This is a genomic window from Pseudomonas yangonensis (genome assembly GCF_009932725.1).
Classification (GTDB): Bacteria; Pseudomonadota; Gammaproteobacteria; order Pseudomonadales; family Pseudomonadaceae; genus Aquipseudomonas; species Aquipseudomonas yangonensis.
In genome coordinates this window covers 24,537-46,659 of sequence record NZ_BLJU01000010.1, presented here as the reverse complement: position 1 = coordinate 46,659, position 22,123 = coordinate 24,537, and the positions used below count along the sequence as shown (strand labels likewise).

Below are 22,123 nucleotides of genomic sequence, written 5' to 3'. Positions count from 1 at the left end.
TCGCCTGAGGCCGCTTATTGCGATTTACGTACCCGCAGGTACCACTCCGACAGCAGGCGCACCTGCTTCTCGGTGTAGCCGCGCTCGACCATGCGTTTGACGAAGTCGTTGTGCTTCTGCTGATCCTCCTTGCTGCCCTTGGCGTTGAAGCTGATGACCGGGAGCAGGTCCTCGGTGTTGGAGAACATCTTCTTCTCGATGACCACACGCAGCTTCTCGTAGCTGAGCCAGGTGGGGTTCTTGCCGTTGTTGTTGGCGCGGGCGCGCAGCACGAAGTTGACGATCTCGTTGCGGAAATCCTTCGGGTTGCTGATGCCGGCCGGTTTCTCGATCTTCTCCAATTCCTCGTTGAGGGCGACGCGGTTGAGGATTTCGCCGGTTTCCGGGTCGCGGTACTCCTGGTCCTGAATCCAGAAATCGGCATACAGCACGTAGCGGTCGAAGATGTTTTGCCCGTACTCGCTGTAGGACTCCAGGTAGGCGGTCTGAATTTCCTTGCCGATGAACTCGATGTAGCGCGGCGCCAGGTATTCCTTGATATAGCGCAGGTAGCGTTCGCGTACCTCGGCGGGGAACTGCTCCTGCTCGATCTGCTGCTCCAGCACGTAGAGCAGGTGCACCGGGTTGGCCGCCACCTCGTGCGGGTCGAAGTTGAACACCTTGGAGAGGATCTTGAAGGCGAAGCGGGTCGACAGGCCGTTCATGCCTTCGTCCACGCCGGCGCTGTCTCGGTACTCCTGGATCGACTTGGCTTTCGGATCGGTATCCTTGAGGTTCTCGCCGTCGTAGACGCGCATCTTCGAGTAGATGTTGGAGTTTTCCGGCTCCTTGAGGCGGCTCAGCACGCTGAACTGGGCGAGCATCTTCAGGGTGTCGGGCGCGCAGTGCGCCTTGGCCAGCGAGCTGTTGATCAGCAGCTTGTCGTAGATGCGGATTTCATCGGTGACGCGCAGGCAGTAGGGCACCTTGACGATGTAGATCCGGTCGATGAAGGCTTCGTTGTTCTTGTTGTTGCGGAAGCTGTGCCATTCCGATTCGTTGGAGTGGGCCAGCAGGATGCCGCTGTAGGGAATCGCACCGAGGCCCTCGGTACTGTTGTAGTTGCCTTCCTGCGTTGCGGTCAGCAACGGGTGCAGGACCTTGATCGGCGCCTTGAACATCTCGACGAATTCCATCAGGCCCTGGTTGGCCCGGCACAGCGCGCCCGAGTAGCTGTAGGCGTCGGCATCGTTCTGTGGGTATTCCTCCAGCTTGCGGATATCCACCTTGCCCACCAGGGCGGAGATGTCCTGGTTGTTCTCGTCGCCCGGCTCGGTCTTGGCCACGGCGATCTGGTTGAGGATCGAGGGGTACAGCTTGACCACGCGGAACTGGCTGATGTCGCCGCCGAACTCCTGCAGGCGTTTGGTGGCCCAGGGTGACATGATCGAGCTGAGGTAACGCCGTGGGATGCCGTAGTCCTCTTCGAGAATGGCGCCGTCTTCGGTGGCATTGAACAGCCCCAGCGGCGACTCGAACACCGGCGAGCCCTTGATGGCGTAGAACGGCACCTTCTCCATCAGCTGCTTGAGCTTTTCGGCCAGCGAGGATTTACCGCCGCCCACCGGACCCAGCAGGTAGAGGATCTGCTTCTTCTCTTCCAGGCCCTGCGCCGCATGGCGGAAGTAGGAGACGATCTGGTCGATGCATTCTTCCATGCCATGGAAGTCGGCGAAGGCCGGATAGCGGCGGATCACCTTGTTGGAGAATATGCGTGACAGCCGTGGATCACTGGAGGTGTCCAGCAACTCCGGCTCGCCAATGGCCATCAGCAGGCGCTCGGCCGCAGTGGCGTAGGCGCTGCGATCCTGTTTGCACAGTTCGAGGTACTCCTGCAGCGAGTACTCCTCCTGGCGGGTCGCCTCGAAACGTTGTTGGAAGTGACTGAAAATGCTCATGACTTCACCTCGCTCGATGCTGAAAGCTGGCTCGGGATCGGTCGTGCATGCAGGTGCTGGGTGACGCCGGCTCCGAAGAAGTCGGGAACAATCCCCCAAAACCTAAAAGTCGCTCCGATGGCCCGATGCCGGTTGGCCGGCTCTACCTTCAGTGGGATGGCCTGAGTAACAGAATAGTTCGTTCTGCAGAGCGTCAAGGTCGGGACAACGATAACTGGATGTTACCGTGCCTCGGGAAGCGGCGGCAGGCCAGAGCGGGCGCGGCCTGCCGCGTGAAGAAATTTATTCTTCGGAACTTTGTGCCGTCTCGCTTGGGTAGGTGGCGCGCCAAAGCTCGAAACCGCCGTCGAGGCTGTAGACTTCGGAAAAGCCCTGGCCCACCAGGTAGGCGGCAGCGCTCTGGCTGGAGTTGCCGTGGTAGCAAGAGACGATCAGCGGCGCGTCGAGGTCGGCGTGGGTGATGAAGTCATGCAGTGAGTGGTTGTCCAGATGGCGCGAGCCGCTGATGTGGCCATTGGCGAAGCTGTGCGGGTCGCGAATGTCGACCACCACGGCGCCGTGGGCGCGCAGCTCTTGCGCCTGTTGAGGGGAGATACGCTTGAATTCGCTCATGTTCGGGACCTTTACCGGGTTTGGCGGGCTTATTCCTTGGGACAGGTGCAGCGGTGAAGTTCTCCGCTGTCGACGTCGAGCAGGGTCATCGCATTACCCCAGACGCAGCCGGTGTCCAGGGCGTAGAGGCCTGGCTCGTTGCAATTGCCTTCCAGTGCCGCCCAGTGACCGAAGATGATCTTCTCGCCGCGCATCTTGCGCTGCGGGTGACTGAACCAGGGCGCGAAACCGGGGGGCGCGTTGTCGATGCCTTCCTTGGTCTTCAGGTCCAGCGTGCCATCTGCCTTGCAGAAGCGCATGCGGGTGAAGTAGTTGGTGATCACCCGCAAGCGTGCAGCGCCCTGCAGATCCTTGTTCCATTTGGCCGGCTCGTTACCGTACATGCCATCGAGGAACAGCGGCAGGCGGGCGTCGTCACGCAGCACCTCTTCAACCTCGGCGGCCCGGCGCAGCGCCTTGCTCAGCGTCCATTGCGGCGGGATGCCGGCATGCACCAGCGTCACCTTGCGCTCGGCGTCGTGGTGCACCAGTTTCTGCATGCGCAGCCAGTCGAGCAGGTCGTTGCGATCCGGCGCGTCGAGAATTTCGCGCAGAGTATCGCCCTTCTTGAGGCGCTCGATGTTGTGCGCTACCGCCAGCAGATGCAGGTCATGGTTGCCCAGCACGCAGGTGACCGCCTGGCGGATGGAGTAAAGGAAGCGCAGGGTTTCCAACGACTGCGGGCCGCGGTTGACCAGGTCACCTACCAGCCACAGCTGGTCTTCGGCCGGATCGAAGGAAACCCGCTCGAGCAGGCACTGTAATGGTTTCAGGCAGCCCTGCAGGTCGCCGACGGCATAGACGGCCATCAGTGCAGCGCTCCCGGCACCGCCAGGCGGAACGGCGCGATGGTCGCGTCGAAGCGTTTGCCGTCCTCGGCGAGCATCTGGTAGCTGCCCTGCATGGTGCCAACCTGGGTGGCCATTACCGTGCCACTACTATAAATGTGGCTGGCGCCGGGTTCGATATGCGGTTGTTGGCCGATCACCCCGGCGCCGCGGACTTCCTGCACGCGGCCGTCGCCATCGGTGATGATCCAGTGACGCGACAGCAACTGGGCGGGCAGTTCGCCATTGTTGACGATGGTCACGGTGTAGGAGAACGCGTAGCGGTTCTGCTCCGGCTGCGACTGCGCAGCCAGATAGCGGGTGGTGACGCTGACGTCGATCTGATAACGAGGGTCGGACATGCGTATGATCCGTTGAGCCTGATTGCAGTTTAGTCCTGCGCAGCAGTGGGCTGCATAGCCAGCTGGTCAGCCAGGCGGACGAAGGCGGCCAGATCCAGCTGTTCGGGGCGCAGACTGCCGTCGACGCCGGCAGCCTCGATGGCTTCGGCCGGCAACAGCTGTTTGAGCGTATTGCGCAGGGTCTTGCGGCGCTGGTTGAAGGCCTCGCGCACCACGCGCTCGAGCAGGCGGTGATCCTTGGCCGGGTGCGGCAGGGTTTCATGCGGCACCAGGCGCACGATTGCCGAGTCCACCTTGGGTGGCGGGTTGAAGGCGCCGGGGCCGACGTTGAACAGATGCTCCACACGGCAGTGATACTGCACCATGATCGACAGGCGGCCCCAGTCGCCACCACCCGGGCCGGCGGCCATGCGCTCGACAACTTCCTTCTGCAGCATGAAGTGCATGTCGCGAATCAGGGGCGCGTTGTCCAGCAGATGGAAAATCAGCGGCGTGGAGATGTTGTAGGGCAGGTTGCCGACTACTCGCAGACTGCGTGGCGCCGCTTCGAGGCGGGCGAAGTCGAATTTCAATGCGTCGCCCTGGTTCAGGCGAAAGCGCGGATTGTCGCCGAACTTGCTTTGCAGGATGGGGATCAGGTCAAGGTCGAGTTCGATCACGTCGAGCTGCGCACCGCTGCTGAGCAAACCCTCGGTAATCGCACCCTGGCCCGGGCCGATTTCCAGCAGGCGCTCATCTTCCTTGGCGCGGATGGCGCGCAGGATGCGGTCGATCACTCCGGCGTCATGCAGGAAGTTCTGGCCGAAGCGCTTGCGCGCGCGGTGTTGATATTCGGACATGTACGGCTCCGCGCAGCGCCCCGAAGCGTGGCGCTCGAGGCTAAATACAAAAAAGAAAGTCGCACAGTCTACCAGCGAATGGCGTCGCGGGCGCGGGCCATGGGGCTCAGCGGTTCATCGCTTGCGGCTGGCAGCCATCTGGTAGGCGGTCTCCAGCGCTACCTGTAAGCTGCCGATGTCGATCTTGCCCGTACCGGCGAGATCCAGCGCAGTGCCATGATCCACCGAGGTCCGGATGATCGGCAGACCCAGGGTGACGTTGAGCGCCGCGCCGAACCCCTTGAACTTGAGCACGGGCAGACCCTGGTCGTGGTACATGGCCAGCACCGCATCGGCCTGTTCGAGATATTTGGGGGTGAACAGGGTGTCGGCCGGCAGCGGGCCAATCAGGTTCATGCCCTCGCTGCGCAGACGTTCCAGCGTCGGCTCGATGATCTCGATTTCCTCGCGGCCCAGATGGCCGCCTTCGCCTGCATGCGGATTGAGCCCGCAGACCAGGATGCGCGGCTCGGCGATGCCGAACTTGCTTTGCAGATCTGCGTGCAGGATGCGGGTGACTCGTTCCAGGCGCTCGGCGGTGATGGCGGTTGCAACATCCTTCAGCGGCAGGTGAGTGGTAACCAGCGCCACGCGCAAGCCATGGGTCGCCAGCATCATCACCACCTGCTCGGTGTGGGTCAGCTCGGCGAGAAACTCGGTATGGCCAGAGAAAGCGATGCCTGCCTCGTTGATCACGCCTTTGTGCACGGGGGCCGTGATCATTCCGGCAAAGGTCCCGTCCAGGCAGCCCTGGCCAGCGCGGGTGAGGGTTTCCAGCACGTAGGCAGCGTTGGCGGGGGTCAGTTTGCCTGGCGTTGCAGCAGCGGCCAGTGGTGTATCCCAGACATACAGCGCGCCTGCAGGGGCAGGGCGATCTGGCCACTGCGTCGGGCCTGCGTCCAGCAGCTCGATATCCAGTCCCAGTTGCCTTGCGCGTTCAGCCAACAGGTCCCGGCTGGCAATGGCGACCAGCGGTGCAGGCTGAGCCTGCTGGGCCAGCAACAGGCAGAGATCGGGGCCGATGCCGGCGGGCTCGCCTGGGGTAAGGGCAAAGCATTGCTGAGCAGTCATGGTCGCTCTCGGTATGCATGGGGCGCCAGTGTACGCTGCCGGGCCAGGAACGAAAAAGCCCGGCACTGGGCCGGGCTTTTGTCTTTCGAAACGGCTTTTACAGCTTGGTTTCGACGTAGGCTTCGTCGCGGATCTGGCGTAGCCAGGCCTGCAGTTCCTCATCGTACTTGCGATTACGCAGCAGATTGGCAGCTTGCTGCTCGCGGAACTGCGCGCTGCTGTCAGTGGCGCGGCGCCCCAGAACTTGCAGCACGTGCCAGCCGTAAGGACTCTTGAACGGTTTGGACAGCTCGCCACTGGCGGTATTGTTCATCACCTCACGGAACTCGGGCACCAGCGCGTTGGGGTCGATCCAGTTCAGATCGCCGCCGTTGAGCGCCGAGCCCGGGTCTTCGGAAAAGCTCTTGGCCAGCTCGGCGAAATCCTCGCCATCCACGATACGCTGATACAGGCGCTCGACCAGGCGGCGGGTTTCCTCTTCGCTGCGGATTTCGCTGGGCTTGATCAGAATGTGACGGACATGCACTTCGTCACGCACCTGAGTGTCGCCACCACGCTTCTCGATCAGCTTGAGGATGATAAAGCCGCCCGGTGTACGCACCGGCTCGGTGACCTCGCCCGGGTTCAGCTGACTGATCATGCTATCGAAGGGCGGCGGTAGCTGACCGGCCTTGCGCCAGCCCATTTCACCACCTTCCAGAGCGTTCTCGCTGGCTGAGCGAGAGACCGCCAGCTGGCCGAAGTCCGCGCCTTGCTGCAGTTGCTGATACAGCTCCTGCGCCTGACGGTCGGCGGCCTGGATTTCGCTGGAGGAGGCGCCTTCGGAAACGGGAATCAGGATATTGGCCAGGCGGAACTCTTCCGACAGCTGCATCTTGCCCAGATCGGAGGCGAGGAAGTTCTGCACTTCCTGATCGGTCACCTGGATGCGCTCGGCGACCCGGCGCTGGCGCACGCGGCTGATGATCATCTCGCGGCGCACCTGATCACGGGCGTCGGCATAGGAGAGGCCGTCACGTGCCAGGGCATCGCGGAACTGCTCCAGACTCATGCCATTGCGCTGGGCAATGGTGCCCATGGCCTGGTTCAGCTCTTCGTCGGTGATGCGAATGCCGGAGCGTTCGCCGATCTGCAGCTGGATGTTCTCGATGATCAGGCGTTCGAGCACCTGCTGACTGAGCACGTGCTCGGGTGGCAGGGAGCCGCCCCGCTTGTCGATGGTCTGTTGCACTTCACGCAGGCGCGCATCGAGTTGGCTTTGCATGACCACATCGTTGTCGACGATGGCCACGACGCGGTCCAGTGGGCGAACCTGGGCCTGAGCCGTTGCCGCCAGTAGCGCTACGCCCAACAACAGGGGGCGCAGGCAATCAGAAAGCTTGGTCTTCACGTTCACGGTAACCTTGAATGCCTTGGTCGAGGAAAGTTTCCACCTTGTTGCCAACAACGCCGCCGAGGCCCTTGAGGACGATCTGCAGGAAGATGCCGCGGTCCGGCTCGTCGTTGCGCGATGGGTCGAGGCTGACTTCGTCGTAATCGATCCAGTAGCGGTTGATCAGGCGCAGCTTCCAGCAGCAGCTGTCGTACTCGAAGCCACCGAAGGCTTCGAGGGTACGGTTGCGGCCGTAGTCGTATTGCCAGCGCGAGATCAGGCTCCACTGCGGAGCCAACGGCCAGATGACGGAGAAGTCATGCTGGTCGATCTTGTAATAATCTTTGATGTAGTTTGGGCTGCCAGGCTCGCCGTAGTCCGGGCTGGTGCTCCAGCGCCCGGTATCGCGGTCATAACGAACGGTGTCATTACGATAGCGATAACCAAGATTGACGACCTTGTTCGGATTGTCTTCCGGTTGGTAGTGGAACATCGCGCTGCCCGAACGAGTTGCGTGCTGGTCCGGGTCCCAGTTGAAGGTCGAGGAGAAACGCCAGTCACGGTTGAAGCGATACAGGTATTCCAGCGCGTACGGTGACACGTCAGAGATGGATTCTTTACGGTTACGGTAATCGATACCCGGCAGCTGCACCTTGCGATCTTCGAAGTAGAAGGCCTGGCCTATGCTGAAACGCTGGCGCTCGAAGCCGTTTGGCTCGATCCAGCGGCTGGTCACGCCCAGCGACAGTTTGTTTTCGTCGCCGATACGGTCTTTACCGCTGAAGCGGTTTTCACGCCACAACGAGGCATAGCTGAAGGTCGGCTCGCCAGTGTCGAAGACCGGGATGTCGCTTTGATCTTCTTTCGGTACGTAGAGGTAGAACGCACGCGGTTCCAAGGTCTGACGGAAATCCTTGCCGAACAGCTGGGTGTTACGGTCGAAGTACAGGCCACTGTCGACGCTGAACAAGCCTATGCCGCGGCTTTGAGTGCCTTTGTAGTTCTGCTCGGCGAGTAGGGTGTTCTTGCCCTGTTGATCCAGGCTGAGGTCATAGTTGGTCTGCAAGTACTTGAACTGCGGTTTTATATAGCCCCACGTCCAGTCTAGAGGCAGGCCGACGCCCGGCTCCAGGTGCAGGCGCTCACCGGTGGCGCGCTCCAGGCCCTGGATACGGGTGTCGTACCAGCTCTGCTCCTCTATACCCTCTTTATTGATGAAGTTGCCCGAGCGCAGATTACGGTCGAAGCGCACGTACTCCGTGCCGTAGGTGAAATCCAGGCCACCCGGGTTGAAAGGCAGTTTGCCATCCAGGGTGATCTGTGGCAGACGGTCGTACGGGGTCACATCGGTGATGTTGGCCAGCTCATAAGCATGCAGGTTCAGGCGCGCCGTGTAGCTGTTGCCGCGATAGGTCAGGGTGCCGCGCTGGTTGACGTAGGTTTGCTTGTCGATACCCAGATCGGTATCCAGATCCTGGAAGTAATAGGGATCGCTGATATCGGTATAGTCGACCTCGGCCAGCAGGCGTGAGTTCAGGCCCTGCCTGTGCTGCCAGCTGTACATCCAGCGCTGGTCTTCGTACTCGGACTGCAGTTTGCGCTCGTCTTCCTGGTCATTCAGCCAGGCGCCGCCGACCTGGCCTTCGCTGCTTTCGGTCAGGTAGCGGAACTCGCCTTCCATCAGCAGGCCGCGTTTGGCCATATAGGTCGGGTAGAGCGTGGCGTCGTAGTTCGGCGCCAGGTTGAAGTAGTAAGGCGTTTGCAGCGAGAACCCATTGCTGCTCGACGTGCCGAGGCTGGGCGGCAGGAAGCCGGACTGGCGACGGTCGTCGATCGGGAAATAGATGTACGGGGTGTAGAACACCGGAATGTCCTTGACCCGCAGCGTCACGTTGGTCGCGGTGCCGAAGCCGGTAGCCGGGTTCAGCGTGACGTTGTTGCCCTTCAGGTGCCAGGCATTGTCGCCCGGCTCGCAGCGGGTATAGGTGCCGTCCTTAAGACGGATGATTGCGGTCTCTTCGCGCTTGGCGTAGAGCGCGCTGCCGCGTACGTGAGCCTGATGCATCACGTACTCGGCGTTGTCGATACGGGCTTCGCCGTTATCCAGCTGCAGCTCGGCGCGGTCGCCGACCACCAGGGTGCCTTTGTCACGCAGACGCACGTTGCCGACCAGCTCACCACGGTTTTCCGTCTGGTGCAGGCTGGCTTCATCGGCTTCGACCTGCATGCCGGACTGACGCAGGACCACATCGCCAGCGAGGGTAGCGATCTGTTTTTCCTGCTCGAAGCGCGAGGCCTTGGCAGACACGTACATCGGCGACTCGTCCAGCGGCGTGGTGTCATCCATGCCCGGACGCAGCGGCTCGATATAGGCGCCTGCGCAGTACGGACCGGCCTCGGCCAGCTGCGCTGCGGTCAACTTATCGCGCGGGACCCAGTCCAAGTGACTGTAGTCAGGGCTGCGCGAGGCAAGGGCGCGGCCCTTGCTCTCGGTCACCAGCACCGGAGCGGCGTCCTGCTTGGCTACCGCCTCGCCGGTCGTGCCGCTGCTGCTGACAGCGTCACGACTGTGCACCGGACGTGGTGGCAGGGCGTTGGCGGCTGATTTCGGCGCGCATGCCCAGCCGCCTGTTGGCGACGCCTGGCAATCGTATTGCTCGGCGGCAAAGGACTGTAGGCTGAACACGGGCTGTAAGGCCAGAAAACTGCCGGTAACCAGCAGTGGGAATTTCTTGCGGAACGCGGGGTGTTTTACTGCCATCTTGTTAGTCCGGGCTTCCTGCGCGCTACCGGCCCAGGGGCCGCACGCCTCTCGATGGGCTGAAAGTCGGGTGGGAACCAGCCATTACTGGCTGATCCCCCCCTAAGAACCGTACGTGCACCTTTCAGCGCTTACGGCTCAGGCCTATCCAAAACCCCCAAGGGGGCCGGTTTGCTCACATGCAGACCACGTGCGTGGAGCTGTTGGTGACAAATGGGGTGCAATAGTACCCGGTTCTCCAGGGAGTCTCCACCGCCTTGTGAGCGGTAGATAATGTGGTGATCGTGCCACCCGGTTTCCCTGGATATCGGCTGTTTGCATAGCGCGCATAACCCACTTTGGCTGGTGAATAGACTGGCGATTTGCTTCCGGTACTTCAGCTTGTTCAGCATCCGTTCCATGCGCAGTTTTTCGCCTGCCGCCTCCATGGTCGGGTCGTAGGGGTTGTATTCCCCACTTATCTTTTTGTGCCGCTCGATCGGTGTCCCAGCAAGCTGGTACAACTCGACTTCCCGTTTTGTTCCGTTCGCTTCCAGAACCGTGGTGGCGAACACCCATCCGCGTTCCCCTTGTGGACGGAAATACTTCTTCCGTATCCAGTCCAGGGACTTGTTTGGATGCCGCCTTTTGGCCCAGCGCCAGAGCTTAACAAACGCCCTGTTATCCATCCGGCTATACGCCTGTTTGGCCACTACTGGCTGATGGTAAAGCGCCCACCCCCGCAGGATCGGATTTAGCAGTCGGATCAAATCCTCTTGCTTACTCGTCTTGTGGGTGTCGATCACCTCTCTGACCTTGCCGTAGAACGCCTTGACGTTCTTCTTGCTCGGCTTGATCAACAACGTTCCGTCGTACTTTCGGAAGTTCCATCCAAGGAAGTCGAAGCCTTCGTCGATGTGGACGATGCGGGTTTTCTTGGGAGAAAGCCGCAGCCCGCGTACCGCCAGGAACTGCTCTACCCAGGGTTTGACCTCGTTCTCCAGTACCTCCGGGGAGGAGCCAGTGATCACGAAATCATCCGCGTAACGCACCACGTTGATCTTCAGCTTCTTCGCCCTCGTCACCCCCAAATGTTGCTTGAGGAGTGATTCCAGCCCATCCAGCGCCAGATTTGCCAAGGTTGGGGAGATGATCCCCCCTTGTGGCGTACCTGCATCCGTTGCGTGCAACTGCCCTCGGTGTACAACACCGGCCTTTAACCATTGCCGGAGTACTCGTGTATCCGTGGGGACATTCCTTATCAGCCAGTCATGGTTGATGTTGTCGAAGAACCCTTCGATGTCCGCGTCCAGCACCCATTGAGCGGAAGCTCGTTTGGATAGGCATACGAACAACTGCGCCATCGCGTCCGCCGTGGAGCGTTCGATCCTGAAGCCGTAGCTATTCGGATCGCCCCGAGTTTCTGCGACAGGAGACAGCGCCAGCAGATATAGCGCCTGCATGGCTCTATCCGTCATGGTCGGGATACCCAGAGGGCGTTCCCGGCCATCCGACTTCGGAATAAAGACGCGCCGTAGGGGCCGCGCCTTGTATCCCCGCGTCTTCAACTGACCAACCGCTTCCCATTTCGCGTTGGGTGTATCCCAGAGTTGCTTGTCGACTCCCGTCGTGCGGCTCCCCTGATTTTCCGTGACTCTCCGTACGGCCAAGTATCTGGCCGACTTCGAGCGGGTCAGCATCCGTTGCAAGGCTTTCACCCTGCGCCATTTGCCTTCCCGACAAGCCTTCGCAATCCGCACCTGCATTCCCCGGACGTTCCGCTGGACACGACTCCAATCGACGTCGTGCCATTGCTGTGGAGCGCCGGAAAGCGCAGGCCCGGCCTGTTGGCTGAGCTCTTTCATGCTGCTTTCCTCTCAAGTGAACTACCCGAGCGGAAGGTGCACGCCGCCCCTGACGGGGTGGGGGCACCCGCCAGGGTAGGTTTGTTAAGGGCCGATGGAAGCAGGCCCTGGGTTGATTGAGACGGTCTCTGTCAGAGCTGTTGCGACGGAAGACCACGCAGAAGTCTGCCCGGTTTCCCGTGGGGTGATGTCTCAACCCCTATCCAGACCATTACAGCCCGGCATTCGCTTTCTCTGCGATCCCATACCCGCACCACCAACAGTTCGCCTTGCGGCTCCCCTGCCCAGAGGGCGGCGATACGGGCTTACCACGTTCCCTATCTGTCACACGACTGGGTTAGGACTCGCCTTTTCACCGGTGGTCTTGAAGGCGACGTATCCCCACATCCCACGGAGATAACCGACCACATACCTTTTGGTTCATGCCTGACAGCAGTTTTGGCATGGCTATCCTTACGGTGTTTATCAGCGATTCACATGTGTTGCCCATACCAGCCAGCCTGGTGCCTCAACCCGGTACTGCTCCGAGCATCTGCAGTCTGCCTCGCGGAAGGACTGCACCCTGGATAGGGGGCTACGTTGTCGGACGAGCTTCGCACAACGCCGTTACCAGCGATGCACGTCGTCGTAGGCTACCGTTGGTCGCACAACGAGTCCGCTACCGCACCCTGATGGGCGTGGTTGGACAATGACAGACAGAGCTTCCGCCCATGTCTCCAGTTTGATGTGAGCAGGTACTGCGGGCGCAGCGTGCTCTCGGGGAAGGTTTCCTCCTGTTTTGAGGCAGGAGGAACCCCAGCGGGGATTCTCTCCCGCAAGGGTTAGGCCACAAGGGCCGGGGTTAGTGCTTGGAGGGCGGTCGTTTGAGGTAGCTTTTGATCCTCGGCCAATCCGCCCAGGCTGCCATCCCTAAACAGACGAGAAGCAAACCGGTGAGCATGATTATGCCGAAGGTATCTTGGCTCATCTCATTCATAACACCCTCCATTGGGCATGCACTCCAGAACCGAAAAGAGCCGGTTCGCAGTCGCGCTTCCGAGTGCTAGGCGACCTTGGGGTTGCCACCGCCGCTGCGGCAAGTCCTTGAAGGCAATGGACTTCTGGGTGGGTTTTGGTTCCTGGGGATGGATACCCAAGCGTGCGATTTCCTCTCGGAAATCCTCCAAGCTGGCCCTACAGCTTGGAGTCGGAGACACGCTACGCGTGTCGCACAAGATGCTGGATAATAAAGCATGACCCGCGCAACGGCTAGCGCCGTCGGAGACCCCTTGATGTCTGAACACGATGTACGTCTGCAACAGTTGCAAGCCTGGCTCGCCGGGCAACTGCCCGCTCTGTTCGCCGCACGCGGCTGGGGGGCAGTGCCTGCCGCCGAGCTCACTACCGCCAGCAGCGACGCCAGTTTTCGTCGTTATTTCCGCTGGCAGGCGGGGGAGCGCAGCCTGATTCTGATGGATGCGCCTCCCCCGCAGGAGAACTGCGAGCCGTTCGTCCGTATCGCTGCGCTATTGGCCAGTGCCGGCGTGCATGTGCCGCAGGTATTGGCCGCCGACCTCGCGCAGGGTTTTCTGATTCTCGATGATCTGGGCCGCCAGACTTACCTGGAGGTGATCGACGAGCACAACGCCGATGAGCTGTTCGACGACGCCATCGAGGCCTTGCTCAAGCAGCAGCGCCTGCCGCTCGACGGCGACCTGCCGCATTACGACGACGCCTTGCTGCGTCGTGAATTGCAGCTGTTCCCCGAGTGGTATGTGCAGCGCCATCTGGGGCGCACCTTTACCGCCGAGCAGCAATCCGCCTGGCAACGCGTCAGCCAACTGCTGATCGACAGTGCCCTGGCGCAGCCCAAGGTCGTGGTGCACCGCGACTTCATGCCGCGCAACCTGATGCAGAGCGCACCCAACCCCGGCGTGCTGGACTTTCAGGATGCTGTCAATGGCCCGGTTACCTACGACATCACCTGCCTGTTCAAAGATGCCTTCCTCAGTTGGCCCGAGGAGCGCGTGCAAGGCTGGCTGCAGGGCTACTGGGAGCGGGCGCGGGCTGCTGGTATCCCGGTTCAGGCATCGCTTGAGGATTTCCTGCGCGCCAGCGATCTGATGGGGGTGCAGCGCCACCTCAAGGTCATCGGCATCTTCGCACGCATCTGCCACCGCGACGGTAAACCCAAATATCTGGGCGACGTGCCGCGCTTCTTCGCCTATATCCAGGCGGTGCTGGCGCGTCGGCCGGAGCTGGCCGAGCTGGATGAACTGTTCGCCAGCCTGGCGATAGAAGAAGGGGCGCTTGCATGAAGGCGATGATTCTCGCCGCCGGCAAGGGCGAACGCCTGCGTCCGCTGACCCTGCGTACGCCGAAACCGCTGGTGAAGGCGGCCGGCGTTCCGTTGATCGAGTATCACGTCCGCGCCCTCGCCGCCGCCGGGTTCACCGAGCTGGTGATCAATCACGCCTGGCTGGGCCAGCAGATCGAGGATTACCTCGGCGATGGCGCGCGCTTTGGCGTGAGCATCGTCTATTCGGCCGAAGGTGAGCCGCTGGAAACCGGCGGCGGCATTTTCAAGGCACTGCCCCTGCTGGGCAATGAACCCTTCGTGGTGGTCAACGGCGATGTCTTCACCGACTACGCCTTTGCCGCGTTACGCCAACCGCTCGCCGGTCTGGCGCATCTGGTGCTGGTGGATAACCCGGCGCACCACCCGCAGGGCGACTTCGTCCTGGCCGCCGGCCAGGTGCAGGACAGCGGCACGATGGGCGAGCGGCTGACCTATAGCGGCCTTGCCGTGCTGCATCCGCGTCTGTTCGCTGCCTGTGCTCCAGGCGCCTTCAAACTGGCGCCGTTGCTGCGCGAGGCGATGGCGGCGGGGCAGGTCAGTGGCGAGCATTACGGCGGCTGCTGGATCGATGTCGGCACGCACGAGCGCCTGGCTGAAGTCGAGCGTCTGCTGCAGGAGGCAGGCTAGGTGCTTTGGCCGGCGACTCTGCTAGGCGCTGCGGCCGGACTGGCCCTGGCCAGCATCCCGGGCGCCTTGCTTGGCGGTCTGCTCGGGCAGGTAGTGGATCGGCGCTTGCGCCTGCATGACTGGGACAATCTGCGCCAACGTCTGGGCGGCCGCGCGGCTCCAGCCGACGATGACCTGCTGTTTCTCATGCTGGGGCGCCTGGCCAAGAGCGGCGGCCGTGTGGTGCAGAGTCATATCCAGCAGGCGCGCTCGGAAATGCAGCGACTCGGCTTGGACGCCGCTGCTCAGCGCCGTGCTATCGAAGCCTTTGCCCGGGGCAAGACCGGGCGCGACAATCTGCGCAGGCCGCTGCAGCGCCAGCGCCAGCACGCCGATGCGATGCTGGGGGCCTGTTGGCGCATGGCCTGGGTCGATGGGCGGGTATCGCCGAGCGAGCACGAGTTGATCCTGCTGTGGGGCAAATGGCTCGGCTGGGACAGTGCCCGGCTCGACAGCCTGGGCGAGGAATATGCGCCGCGTCGAAGCCAGCAACCGGCACCGGCGGGCGGCAGCTATCAGGACGCGCTGCGTCTGTTGGGCGTCGCCGAGGGCAGCGAGCCCGAGCAGATCAAGCGCGCCTACCGGCGCCTGCTCAGTCGCCATCACCCGGACAAGCTGGCTGGTTCCGGCGCTTCGCCCGAACGCATTCGGGAAGCGACCGAAACCACTCGTCAGCTGCATCAGGCCTATGCGCTGATCCGCCAGCGTCGAGGCTTGCGCTAGCTGCCGGTCGCGTGGATATGCAGCTGTAGCCAGCCGCGCAAACGACGGTAGAGCTGCTCCTGCTGCACGTCCAGATTCCCCGGCAGAGCTTTCATCGACACCTGGATATAGGTGGGCAATTTGGCACGTTTGCTCGCGTGCAGGCGTTTCAGGGCCGCAGTACGGTCGGTGACCTGATCCTTGTAATAGAAGTCGCCGGTGGCCACCGGCAACTGCGCCACCAATTCGTCTAACGGTGGAGCGAAGCCTGCTGGCAACTCGGCTGCGACCATCAGCAGATTGTGCACATTGTCCGGCTTGCGCTCGCTCAGGTAACGCGCAGCCCAGTAAGCGCCGCTGCCGTGGCCCAGCAGCACGATCTCCTTGGCCTGCTGCTGTTGGGCAAAGGCGATGGCCGCTTCGATGCGGGCCATGACCCGCTCGACATGCGCCTGGCGCCGCTGTTCGGAGCTGATTTCCGTAGCGGCGGGTGCGGCTGGCGGCTCCGGCGAATCCTCTGCAGCGTTTTCCGCCTCGGCGTCGGTGGCTTCGTTCTCAGTGGCGGGGGGCGTTTCGACGGCTGTGGTGCGCGGCGGTAGCGGGTCGCCGTCGGGATCGGGCAGGGTGATGCTCAGGCTGTGCCAGCCGGCATCGGGCAACTTGCGCCGTAACGGGCCGACTGCGGCAGCGCCATCGGCGTTTTCCACGTCGCCAGGCAACAGGATCACCGCACCGCTGGGCTCGCCGACGTTGGCCGGCAGCCACAGGGCGAGAAAACTCTCGGCACCAGCCTGCAGCATTTGCTGTTCACGTTTGTCCAGGCGTTGCTCCAGCGTCTGCGCCTCGCTGATGCTGCGTTCGGGCAGCAGCGGACGTTCGTTCGCAGCGGGGGCGTCGAGGGTATCAGCCTGCGCGTCCTCGGGAGGCTCCTCGGCCCAGGCTGCGGGGCAGGAGAGCAGGCAGAAACCGAGCAGTGCTAGTGAATGAAGGCGCATCGATGAGGCTCCTGGTCGTCTGCTACAGAGCCTAATGCCGCGCTCCGCTTTTGTCAGGCGACTCGGGCAAGACTGGAGTAAGGTATGGGATCGCGTCAGCGGATTCGCCGTGCATGAAATCCCTTCTTTCCTCCCTCTCCCTGTTGCTGCTGTTGGTGATCTCCAACGCCTGGGCTGAAAACCCGCGCATGCCGCTGCGCCCGGCTTTCGATGCCGAGCAGCGTGCCTGGCTCAGGGAACATCCCGTGCTGCGCGTGGGCCTGGTCCAGCAGGCGCCCTGGGTTCAGCGCGGTCAGAATCGGCAACTGACCGGGGCCAATGTCGAGCTGATGCAGCGTTTGCTGGAGGGCATGGGCGTAGTCCCTGACTGGCGCCTGTATGCGGACCACGAGTCGCTGGAGCGAGCGGCCAGCGCGGGTGAGGTGGACCTGGCTCCGGGGCTGCAGCAGACGCCAGCCGGTCTGCGCATCTGGCATTACTCCATGCCCTACCTGCGCGTGCCGCATCTGGTGGTGGGCGAACGCAGCGGCAACGGTGCGGTGGATCTCGATCAACTGCCGCTGGAGCAGATGGTCGCTGTGCGCTCACCGAGTCAGGCTGCCGAATACCTGGAGCGCACCCATACCAACCTGCGCCTGCGCGCCGCATCTTCGGAACGCGCCGCGTTGCAGCGGGTGCTGAATCAGGAGGTCAGTTACGCGGTGCTGGATGAAGCGAGCCTCAGCCTGCTGCTGCGGGAATCACGCTTCGCCAACCTGAGTATCGTCGGCGACATCGGTCTGCCGCAGTTGCTGCGCCTGGCCACGCGCCGCGACCAGCCAGCGCTGTCCGGCATCGTTGATCGGACCCTGCAAGCATTGCCTGCGCGCGAGCTGGAGGAACTGCGCGAAACCTGGATGCCCTTGCGTTACCCGCAGTCCAGCGATTTTGTCGGCTTCTGGAAGACCCTCACGCTGTTTCTTGCGTTGCTGCTGCTGATCGGCGCCACGGCGCTCTACCGCCAGCGCCAGCAGACGCGCCTGCTCGAACGGGGTTTGCTGGGCGCACGCGGCGAGCTGGACCGCCACCAGCAGGCGGCCGAGGCGCTGCGCCTGAGCCAGTTCTCCATCGATCACAGCACGGTGGGCATTCTCTGGGTCAACTGGGACAGTCACCTGCGCTATGCCAACCGCGCTGCCGAACGCATGCTCGGCTACGCCGCCGGTGAGCTGGTGGACAAGCCTCTGAGCCTGCTGGAACCGGGCCTCGACATGGATCGCTGGCTCAACCTGTGGAAGCAGGTGCGCGAACAGGGCGGTGGCTCGACAAGTTTCGAAATCGATTGCCTGCGCGCCGACGGTAGCCGCATGCCGGCCGACGTTTCGCTGAGCTTTCTGCGCTATCGTCAGGCCGAATATCTGGTGGTGTTTCTCAGCGACGTGACCGAGCGCCGCCGTGCGCGCGCGGCACTGGAAGAGAGCGAGGCGCGCTTCAAGGGCATCGCCGGCAACGTGCCCGGCCTGGTGTTTCGCCTGGAGCGCGCCGGGCCGGGGCAGACAGTCAACTTCGCCTATATCAGCGAGGCCAGTCAGGAGATGGTCGGCTGGCCGGCGCATGAGCTGCAGCGTGAGGATCGCGGCATTCGCAGCCTGGTGCACCCGCAGGATCTCCCCAGCTACCTCAACAGCCAGACGCTGGCGCTGGAAGGCGAGAGCGACTGGTACTGGCAGGGGCGCATCCTCACTGCCGAGCAGGAGGTGCTGTGGGCCGACATCCGCACCACCGCGCGTTCGCTCGGCGGCGGTCGGGTGGTCTGGGACGGCATTCTCTGGGACATCACCGAGAACAAGCTGGCCGAGCTGGCGCTGGCCGACTCGCGGGCGCGCCTGCGCGAACTGTCTGCGCATCTGGAAAGCGTGCGTGAGGAGGAAAAGGCTCGCATCGCCCGCGAAGTGCACGACGAACTGGGCCAGGTGCTGACGGTGCTCAAGCTGGAAACCGCCATGTGCGAGTTGGTCTGCGCCGGACAGATTCCCGAACTGGACGAGCGTCTGGCCAGCATGAAGCGTCTGATCGCCCAGCTGTTTCAACTGGTGCGCGACGTGGCCACGGCGCTGCGTCCACCGATTCTCGATGCCGGTATCGCCTCGGCCATCGAATGGCAGGTGCGCCGCTTCGAGGAGCGCACGCAGATCCCCTGTCTGGTGGAGGTGCCCGAGCACTTGCCGCGTTTGCCCGATGCTCAGGCCATCGGCCTGTTCCGTATCCTTCAGGAGGCGCTGACCAATGTCATGCGTCATGCCGGCGCGCACAGTGTGGTGGTGCGCCTGTGGCAGGAAGCGGGCAATTTGTGCCTGTCGGTGAGCGACGATGGCAAGGGCTTCGATGCCGCCATGCGCAAGCCCGGGCAGTCCTTCGGTCTGGTCGGCATGCAGGAGCGCATGCTCATGCTCGGCGGCCAGTTGCAGATTGACAGCCGGCCGGGTGAGGGCACTACGCTGTACGCGCGCATAACCCTGGATGAGGAGATCGCGGCGTGATTCGGGTACTGGTGGCCGAAGACCACACCATCGTGCGGGAAGGCATCAAGCAACTGATCGGCATGGCCCGCGATCTTGAGGTGGCGGGCGAGGCCTGCAATGGCGAGCAGCTGCTCGAGGTGCTGCGCCGTACGCCTTGCGACGTGGTGCTGCTGGATATCTCCATGCCGGGCGTCAACGGTCTGGAGGCGATTCCGCGCATTCGCGCGCTGACCGAAGCGCCGGCGATTCTGGTGCTGTCGATGCACGACGAGGCGCAGATGGCGGCCCGTGCGCTCAAGGCTGGGGCCGCCGGTTACGCCACCAAGGACAGCGACCCGGCGCTGCTGATCACCGCGATTCGCAAGGTGGCCAGCGGTGGTCGCTACATCGACCCGGCCCTGGCCGACCGCATGGTTTTCGAGGTTGGTCTGACCGATTCGCGTCCGCCTCATGCGCAACTGTCCGAGCGCGAGTTCTCGGTATTCGAGCGTCTGGTGCGAGGGGAGGGCGTCAACGATATTGCCCTGCACCTGGCGATCAGCAACAAGACCGTGAGCACGCACAAGGCGCGTCTGATGCAGAAGCTCGGCGCCCATTCGATGGCCGATCTGGTGCGCTACGCGATGGAGCACCGTCTGGTCTGATAGCGGAATCTGTAGGAGCGGCTGTGCAGCATTCCGCTTCAGCGGTGATGATGACTACGGGAGCTTCGCGGCTGAAGCCGCTCCTACGCTTCGTCGGGCGCTCGAAAACCGAAGCAAATACTCGGATTTTGTAGGGCAATTCCTACAGCAGATTCTCCTCGCGCCTGATATCAGCTTGTCATCCCGCCCGATTTTTCACGCTTTCTTGCCGCCCTAATCTTGGGTCATCGGCCTGAGACAAGAACAAGGGTGTGGTGTGATGGCAAACGATGTACTGGTGAGCTTCCGCGGCGTGCAGAAGAGCTACGATGGCGAGACGCTGATCGTCAAAGACCTCAACCTGGATATCCGCAAGGGCGAGTTCCTGACCCTGCTCGGCCCGTCCGGCTCCGGCAAGACCACCAGCCTGATGATGCTGGCCGGTTTCGAAACTCCGACCGCCGGCGAGATCCTCCTCGACGGCCGTTCGCTGAACAAACTGCCGCCGCACAAGCGCGACATCGGCATGGTGTTCCAGAACTATGCGCTGTTCCCGCACATGACCGTGGCCGAGAACCTCGCCTTCCCGCTGAGTGTGCGCGGCATGTCGCGCACCGACATCAGCGAGCGGGTCAAGCGCGCACTGTCCATGGTGCAGCTCGACAGCTTCCGCAATCGTTATCCGGGCCAGCTCTCCGGTGGTCAGCAGCAGCGCGTGGCACTGGCCCGTGCGCTGGTGTTCGAGCCGCAACTGGTGCTGATGGACGAACCCCTGGGCGCGCTGGACAAGCAACTGCGCGAACACATGCAGATGGAAATCAAGCACCTGCACCAGCGCCTGGGCGTGACCGTGGTCTACGTGACCCACGACCAGGGTGAGGCGCTGACCATGTCCGACCGCGTGGCCGTGTTCCACCAGGGCGAGATCCAGCAGATCGCTCCGCCGCGTGACCTCTACGAGGCGCCGCACAACACCTTCGTCGCCCAGTTCATCGGTGAGAACAACCGCCTGGCCGGCGAGCTGGTCAGCCGAGATGGCGAAGAGTGCGTGGTGCGCCTGGCACGCGGCGAGGAAGTGCGCGCCACGGCGGTCAACGTCGGCGCCGTGGGCGAGGCGGTGAGCCTGTCGATCCGCCCCGAGCGCATCCGCCTCAACGGTCACAGCGAGGCCTGCCCGAACCGTTTCTCCGGGCGCATCGCCGAGTTCATCTACCTGGGCGACCACGTGCGCATCCGCATGGAGGTCTGCGGCAAATCCGATTTCTACGTCAAGCAACCCGTGGCCGAGCTCGATCCGCAGCTGGCGGTTGGTGACCTGGTTCCGCTCGGCTGGTCTGTCGAGCATGTCCGCGCGCTCGACCCACTCCAAGCCGAGTGAGCGCTTCGCGCAGTGCTTCACCTTTACCCCGTAACACAGAGGAGCTGATAAGAATGACGAAATCCCTGAAGCTGGCGGCATTGGCCCTGGGCGTTAGCTGCGCCATGCCGGCACTGGCGGTGGACCTGACAGCGGTATCCTTCGGCGGCGCGAACAAGGCGGCGCAGGTCAAGGCGTTCTACGAACCCTTCGAGAAGGAAACCGGCAACAAGGTGCTGGGCGGCGAATACAACGGTGAAATGGCCAAGGTCAAAGCCATGGTCGATACCCGCAGCGTGAGCTGGGATCTGGTCGAGGTGGAGTCGCCGGAACTGGCCCGCGGTTGCGATGAAGGCCTGTTCGAGGAACTCGACCCGGCGCTGTTCGGCGATGAGTCCGACTTCATCGACGGCGCCATCCAGCCGTGCGGCGTGGGCTTCTTCGTCTGGTCCACGGTGCTGGCCTACAACGCCGACAAACTCAGCGCGGCGCCGACCAGTTGGGCCGATTTCTGGGACGTTGCGAAATTCCCGGGCAAGCGTGGCCTGCGCAAGGGCGCCAAGTACACCCTGGAATTCGCCCTGATGGCTGACGGCGTGCCGGTCAAGGACGTGTACAAGGTGCTGGCCACCAAGGAAGGTCAGGATCGCGCGTTCAAGAAGCTCGACGAGCTCAAGCCCAATATCCAGTGGTGGGAAGCCGGCGCTCAGCCGCCGCAGTACCTCGCCTCCGGCGATGTGGTGATGAGCTCGGCCTACAACGGCCGTATCGCCGCGGTGCAGGGCGAGAGCAACCTGCAGGTGGTGTGGAACGGCGGCATCTACGACTTCGACTCCTGGGCCATCCCGCGTGGCGCGAAGAACGTCGAGCTGGCCAAGGAGTTCATCGCCTATTCGGTCAAGCCCGAAGCGCAGAAGACCTACTCGGAGAACATCGCCTACGGTCCGGCCAACAAGCAGGCCATCGATCTGCTGGCGCCGGAGCGCCTGAACCTGATGCCGACCACGCCGGAAAACATCGCCAACCAGGTGGCCATCGACGTGACCTTCTGGGCTGACTACGGCGAGCAGCTGGAGCAACGTTTCAACGCCTGGGCCGCGCGCTAAGAACCTATTTACGACCTGCTGCGCGTCGACGCTGCTGCGTTAAAAACATGTTCGGAATGCTCATTTACAGCTCGTAAAGTCGCCCGCGACTCCGACCGTTCCTCACGTGTTTTGACCAGCCGAAGGCTGTTA

16 protein-coding genes and 1 pseudogene are annotated in these 22,123 nt (G+C 62.6%); 7 read left to right on the top strand and 10 right to left on the bottom strand.

Features of this window, described 5'->3' with window-relative positions:
- Window positions 1-14 precede the first annotated feature (14 nt).
- The 9 genes and pseudogenes from GYB81_RS13900 to ltrA all read right to left on the bottom strand — a co-directional run bounded on the left by GYB81_RS13900 (window position 15) and on the right by ltrA (window position 11,703).
- Complete coding sequence (locus GYB81_RS13900) at window positions 15-1,937, bottom strand: PrkA family serine protein kinase (protein ID WP_161865943.1); 1,923 nt, start codon at window positions 1,935-1,937, stop codon at window positions 15-17.
- A 282-nt stretch (window positions 1,938-2,219) separates the two neighbouring features.
- Entirely contained in the window at window positions 2,220-2,549 is a 330-nt protein-coding gene (gene glpE / locus GYB81_RS13895; protein ID WP_161865942.1) for a thiosulfate sulfurtransferase GlpE, read from the bottom strand.
- Window position 2,550: 1 nt separating this feature from the next.
- Window positions 2,551-3,397 (bottom strand): annotated as a pseudogene (locus GYB81_RS13890) (symmetrical bis(5'-nucleosyl)-tetraphosphatase); the annotation flags it as partial.
- On the bottom strand, window positions 3,397-3,777 hold the full coding sequence (gene apaG / locus GYB81_RS13885; protein WP_161865940.1) for a Co2+/Mg2+ efflux facilitator ApaG/CorD: 381 nt from the start codon (window positions 3,775-3,777) through the stop codon (window positions 3,397-3,399). The gene apaG and the pseudogene GYB81_RS13890, both read right to left, overlap by 1 nt.
- Window positions 3,778-3,806: 29 nt before the next feature.
- Window positions 3,807-4,616, bottom strand: coding sequence for a 16S rRNA (adenine(1518)-N(6)/adenine(1519)-N(6))-dimethyltransferase RsmA (gene rsmA, locus GYB81_RS13880; RefSeq protein WP_161865939.1), 810 nt, complete (start codon window positions 4,614-4,616; stop codon window positions 3,807-3,809).
- A gap of 114 nt (window positions 4,617-4,730) precedes the next feature.
- Window positions 4,731-5,726 carry a 4-hydroxythreonine-4-phosphate dehydrogenase PdxA gene (pdxA, locus tag GYB81_RS13875; RefSeq protein ID WP_161865938.1) on the bottom strand — a complete coding sequence of 332 codons (996 nt, stop codon included), beginning with the start codon at window positions 5,724-5,726 and terminating at the stop codon, window positions 4,731-4,733.
- A 97-nt stretch (window positions 5,727-5,823) separates the two neighbouring features.
- Window positions 5,824-7,116 carry a peptidylprolyl isomerase gene (locus GYB81_RS13870; RefSeq protein ID WP_161865937.1) on the bottom strand — a complete coding sequence of 431 codons (1,293 nt, stop codon included), beginning with the start codon at window positions 7,114-7,116 and terminating at the stop codon, window positions 5,824-5,826.
- A complete protein-coding gene (locus tag GYB81_RS13865; protein WP_161865936.1) occupies window positions 7,097-9,859 on the bottom strand; it encodes an LPS-assembly protein LptD in 2,763 nt (920 codons plus the stop codon). Before GYB81_RS13865 ends, GYB81_RS13870 begins: the two co-directional genes overlap by 20 nt.
- A gap of 131 nt (window positions 9,860-9,990) precedes the next feature.
- Window positions 9,991-11,703 (bottom strand): group II intron reverse transcriptase/maturase, encoded by a 1,713-nt coding sequence (ltrA, locus tag GYB81_RS13860; protein WP_031687873.1) that lies wholly within the window; start codon window positions 11,701-11,703, stop codon window positions 9,991-9,993.
- A gap of 1,271 nt (window positions 11,704-12,974) precedes the next feature.
- Here ltrA and GYB81_RS13855 point away from each other — a divergent pair.
- From GYB81_RS13855 to GYB81_RS13845, 3 genes are read left to right on the top strand one after another with little or no spacing between them, the layout of a single operon-like run.
- Entirely contained in the window at window positions 12,975-14,000 is a 1,026-nt protein-coding gene (locus tag GYB81_RS13855; RefSeq protein ID WP_161865935.1) for an aminoglycoside phosphotransferase family protein, read from the top strand.
- Window positions 13,997-14,668, top strand: coding sequence for an N-acetylmuramate alpha-1-phosphate uridylyltransferase MurU (gene murU, locus GYB81_RS13850; protein ID WP_161865934.1), 672 nt, complete (start codon window positions 13,997-13,999; stop codon window positions 14,666-14,668). The genes GYB81_RS13855 and murU overlap by 4 nt, the downstream gene beginning before the upstream one ends.
- On the top strand, window positions 14,669-15,430 hold the full coding sequence (locus GYB81_RS13845; protein WP_161865933.1) for a DnaJ domain-containing protein: 762 nt from the start codon (window positions 14,669-14,671) through the stop codon (window positions 15,428-15,430).
- On the opposite strand, the gene GYB81_RS13840 is transcribed toward GYB81_RS13845, so the two are convergent.
- On the bottom strand, window positions 15,427-16,404 hold the full coding sequence (locus GYB81_RS13840; RefSeq protein WP_161865932.1) for an alpha/beta hydrolase family protein: 978 nt from the start codon (window positions 16,402-16,404) through the stop codon (window positions 15,427-15,429). The genes GYB81_RS13845 and GYB81_RS13840 overlap by 4 nt on opposite strands.
- Window positions 16,405-16,517: 113 nt before the next feature.
- Between GYB81_RS13840 and GYB81_RS13835 the strand changes: the two genes are divergently transcribed.
- The 4 genes from GYB81_RS13835 to GYB81_RS13820 all read left to right on the top strand — a co-directional run bounded on the left by GYB81_RS13835 (window position 16,518) and on the right by GYB81_RS13820 (window position 21,991).
- Window positions 16,518-18,923: a PAS domain-containing sensor histidine kinase gene (locus GYB81_RS13835; RefSeq protein ID WP_161865931.1), complete on the top strand. Its 2,406-nt coding sequence runs from the start codon at window positions 16,518-16,520 to the stop codon at window positions 18,921-18,923.
- Window positions 18,920-19,549: a response regulator gene (locus GYB81_RS13830; RefSeq protein WP_003463520.1), complete on the top strand. Its 630-nt coding sequence runs from the start codon at window positions 18,920-18,922 to the stop codon at window positions 19,547-19,549. Before GYB81_RS13835 ends, GYB81_RS13830 begins: the two co-directional genes overlap by 4 nt.
- Before the next feature lie 259 nt (window positions 19,550-19,808).
- A complete protein-coding gene (locus GYB81_RS13825) occupies window positions 19,809-20,906 on the top strand; it encodes an ABC transporter ATP-binding protein (RefSeq protein WP_012019855.1) in 1,098 nt (365 codons plus the stop codon).
- A 53-nt stretch (window positions 20,907-20,959) separates the two neighbouring features.
- Window positions 20,960-21,991, top strand: coding sequence for an ABC transporter substrate-binding protein (locus GYB81_RS13820; protein ID WP_161865930.1), 1,032 nt, complete (start codon window positions 20,960-20,962; stop codon window positions 21,989-21,991).
- Window positions 21,992-22,123: the final 132 nt, after the last annotated feature.